General features: G+C 37.1%; 4 protein-coding genes. 2 read left to right on the top strand and 2 right to left on the bottom strand.

What is annotated here, in order from left to right:
- Together KBF89_08240 and KBF89_08235 are read right to left on the bottom strand one after the other, a co-directional pair.
- A partial coding sequence (locus tag KBF89_08240) for a hypothetical protein (protein ID MBP9116311.1) occupies positions 1 to 214 on the bottom strand: 214 nt, incomplete at its 3' end.
- 48 nt (positions 215 to 262) lie between these two features.
- A complete protein-coding gene (locus tag KBF89_08235) occupies positions 263 to 1,780 on the bottom strand; it encodes a hypothetical protein (protein MBP9116310.1) in 1,518 nt (505 codons plus the stop codon).
- A 143-nt stretch (positions 1,781 to 1,923) separates the two neighbouring features.
- On the opposite strand from KBF89_08235, the gene KBF89_08230 reads away from it, so the two are divergent.
- Entirely contained in the window at positions 1,924 to 3,441 is a 1,518-nt protein-coding gene (locus KBF89_08230; protein ID MBP9116309.1) for a hypothetical protein, read from the top strand.
- Between the two features lie 143 nt (positions 3,442 to 3,584).
- A partial coding sequence (locus tag KBF89_08225) for a pyridoxal-phosphate dependent enzyme (GenBank protein MBP9116308.1) occupies positions 3,585 to 4,288 on the top strand: 704 nt, incomplete at its 3' end.

Below are 4,288 nucleotides of genomic sequence, written 5' to 3'. Positions count from 1 at the left end.
GGAAATTCAGGCTCAAGGCATTGTATCCATCTGTCTGTACTATATGGCTTTCATCATCATAAAAAGCTAAGCGATATAAATCTTTTAATATAACAACATCAGGACTTGTAAACACTGCCTTTAAATCTTTGATTTCCTTTGCCTCAACATATAAAGGTACAAGACGGCCACCCACATATCCAGTTGCACCTGTTACTAAAATCTTTTTTGTCATATATAAATTATAAGACAATAGGCATTGATTGGCATTATTCCAAAACAGCTATTTTATAGTTTGAAAAGAATATCTCTTTTTTGAAGCTACAAATAATCCCATACCAACAAGTATCAAAATTATGCCTGTAGGCCAATCTGTTTCTAGACCAGTATTTGCCAAAGTACCTTTTGCAGAGTTCACTGTTCCTATTGGAGATCCTGTTGTAGAATTAGTTACATCTGGCACTGACGCATTGGCTGATGGAATTTCATAACGTATAACATTCTCACCAAGAACTTGAACTCCACTGAGAACAGCAGAATAGTCAAGTACACTTGCATCTTTCATTGTTAAGGCAGCGCTTTGGCCGAGCAAAATACCAGACACATTTACATCCCATGTGAAGTCATCAACTTTAGTAAAATTATCAATAGAACCCGAAGTTAAAATTAGATCATCCTGGGTGAAAGAAGGTGCCCAAATCTTTTTGTTGAAGCTTATTCTAAAACATCCAGAACCATCATCGGATAATGCAGTTTGTCCCGGGCATAAATTTATAGATGGAGTTAGACCAGAGTTGTCATAAACTAAAGTAGCAATATTATTCACATTAGATAATTGTTCGAAAGGATTCCCTCCAACGAATAATACACGTTGCATAGCTTGAGTATCAATATCTGGCCCAGAAGCCATCGCATAAACTTTTAGACTACCAGAAGCAAAAGCATCGGTTGCCACCATATTATATTGGAATGGATAACTTGTATGGCCATCAATATTTCCAGACCTTGAAAGTAAACAAATAATTAGAGTTCCTTCAATTCCAATTAAACCTGCACCCATATTTGAAGGCGAACCATAGTCAAAGCACATGCCTGGATCTGATGATAAATTATCGTTCGGATCTAAATCTACGATAGTCCCAAAAGATGCAGCATCGGGAACAATAAAAGAAATAACACTCGTCATTTCATCATTTTGTGGAATCATTCCGTCACCGAGATTATGATAGAAAACTTCATAAGAAACATTTGACCCACTTGTTATTACACCTTCAGTCAAAAGTCTTGTTTGAATTGCAACATCTGGCAATGCAGTAATTACATATGGAGTCATAGTAGATGAATCATTACTTGAGTTTGGGTCGATATTGTTTGTGCCACCTTCGAGCAAACTCCCTGAAACTGATATAGTAGTTTCTAACTCATCACCAATTCCACCAGTAACGTCACCATAAAAAATGATAGCTACACATTGCGTGCTTTGAAGTAGTCCAGTCCAGATTCCAGTGTTGCTATCGATTGAGCCAGGATCTTGTGCGTCAGTGTTGCTTGAATTCGGATCGGCATTCACTAAAAGCGAGGTTACAGTATAGTTACTAACAGAATCTATAGATAACGTGAATTGTTCAACAGTTTCATCTCCATCATTACAAACATGACCACCTAAAACAGCTCCTAAGTATCCAACGCCTACTTGTATTCTAAGATCAGAAGATCCAGGATCTGCATAACTTGAACTGCTGAATCCAAATTGCAATAAGCATGTTGAGATAATGACCATTAGTGTTAAGAGTTTCTTCACAAAGTTTTACTCGACACTGTGATATAAAAACTTTATAGGCCAAAATACCCATTTTGCCAGAAATAGGCTATTTTTTGTAAAGATTTTACGGATTATGACGAGATAATAGCTACAAATTAAATTAGTTCAAAAGTGGAGTACTTATGAAAAAATATAAAAGCCTATTATCAATTGCACTTGTAGCATTAATGGCGATAGGAATACAGGTAGCCACACTAAGTGCAGCAAACGCAGCAACAAACACGGATTTAAGTATCGATGGTCGAAGAACTTTTGCGAACCACGCCATTGATATTGATGTTTGTAACGAAGGTTCAACTGCGGTTAAAGAAATAGTATTAGATATTGATAGTACAAACTTTGTTTTTAATGATTCATTTTTCAATGTCCCAGAAACTAATGCAAGCAATCGAGGTAGTTACGATGTAGACACTTCTACATGGACTGGTCTTTTAGACGCAGGTCAATGTTTTAAACTAATAATCTCGGGAAATGAAACTGCAAGCTTGGGCGACTCAGTAACCACAAGCATATCAATTGCTTCAAGTATCCATAATGTAGACGATGCTATAAATATTGATACTGATAATTCCAATGACTCTATTACTTTTGACCCTTACACAATTGCACTATTACCCGACATGAAAACAGAAGCAAGACTAGTAACAACAGGTACCATTAGCCCTACCGATGATGTTGAATACCAAGTAACGTTATCAAATATCGGCCAAGGTACATACATTAACACTAACTCGTTCCAATATATTTTCGTATTACCAGAAGGATCAGCATTTGTTAGCATTGCCGATAACGATCCAGGGGACCTACTTAACGCATCATCTGGGAACTGTTTTAACTATGGCCGCATGAATATTGAAGTTCCTATACCAGGTGCAGACTATTTCACTGGACGACAAATAGTAATTTGTAGCTTATCTTTAAGTTCAGGTACAGAATTACCTGCAGATGATTCCATTTATTCTTTCAATGTTATAATCACAGCAGGTACAGGACTAGCATCAGGTACAGCTGACGTTATGGGATTATTCCAAGGTAATGATACTGGAACAATGAAATATCAAAATACAGTTATGAACGGTATTCAATTAATAGATACTATTGATTCTGACCCTAATGACAATATTGCTTTCCTCTCTTATGACCCATCTGCTTTGAAGGCAACTGCAAGTTTGTGTCCAGGTCAAAGTGAAATATCTACTGACGGGACTGGGTGTTTTAGAATCAGGTTTAACAAAGACATATTCGAACCATCATTTGATGTAACAGATATAGAAGTATCGGGTTCAGGTATTGTTGATACACTTATCAAAGTTAGCGATAACCTATGGGAAGTTAGAGTAAAAAATATAGAACTAAACAAAACAGCAACTATCTCACTTTTACTTGGAGGAATCGTGGACTACAATGCAGTGCAATCCGATACTCAAGTATTAGGTATAAATGCTATTAGATATGCTGTAGAAGATTCGCCAGTAAATACTGGGAATGCTCAAGCTAACAACGCTATAAATAACTCTGCAAGCGGAACGTTGGCAGCAACTGGCAACAACGGATCGACTTCAATATACGCAATCTCGTTAATACTTATTGGATTCGCAATAACATTTGCAAATAGAAAAAAACTGATCACAGTGAAATAAACATTTCTTTAATAGTTGTTGTCATTAAGAAAAATATGATCTTGTGCGCCTAATATGGTGCACACCTTTTAATCGTTCTTAGTCCGGTTAATTGCCGGACTTTTTCTTTCGGAGCGAAAATGAATACCACTAAACTGCAAACTATACATGCAGTTGATTCTCTCGAAGAATTAATAGGAGAAACTCCTCTACTTCGACTAAAGAAAATTTCTGTTGGTATGCCTGCTCAATTACTTGTAAAGCTTGAAATGTTAAACCCAGGAGGTTCATCAAAAGACCGTCCTGCTCTCGAGATGATTAATGCTGCAGAAGCAGACGGAAAACTTCTACCTGGCGGAACAATAATAGAACCTACTTCTGGAAATACAGGTGTTGGCTTAGCAATTATTGCAGCACAGCGAGGATATAAAACAATATTTGTTGTTACTGATAAAGTAAGCGGCGAAAAAATCGATCTATTGCGAGCTTATGGCGCGCAGGTTGTTGTATGCCCTGTTGCTGTCGCTCCAGAAGATCCGTGTTCATATTATTCAGTAGCAGAAAGGCTGACACTAGAGACACCTAATTCTTTTAGACCAGACCAATATTCGAATCAAAATAATCCACTTTCTCATTACAAAACTACAGGACCAGAAATTTGGGAACAAACAGGTGGAAAAATAACTCATTTTGTTGCTGGTATAGGAACAGGTGGGACAATATCTGGTGTTGGGAAATATTTAAAAGAACAGAATCCGAATATAAAAATAGTTGGTGCAGATCCAATCAATTCAGTATTTTCTGGTGGAAGTGGCCGTCCATATTTAACAGAAGGTGTGGGAGAAGATTTTTGGCCCAGTACCTTTGA

The sequence above is a fragment of the Acidimicrobiia bacterium genome, from assembly GCA_018057765.1.
In the GTDB taxonomy this organism is placed as follows: domain Bacteria; phylum Actinomycetota; class Acidimicrobiia; order IMCC26256; family JAGPDB01; genus JAGPDB01.
This window is presented reverse-complemented; position numbering and strand designations above follow the sequence as displayed.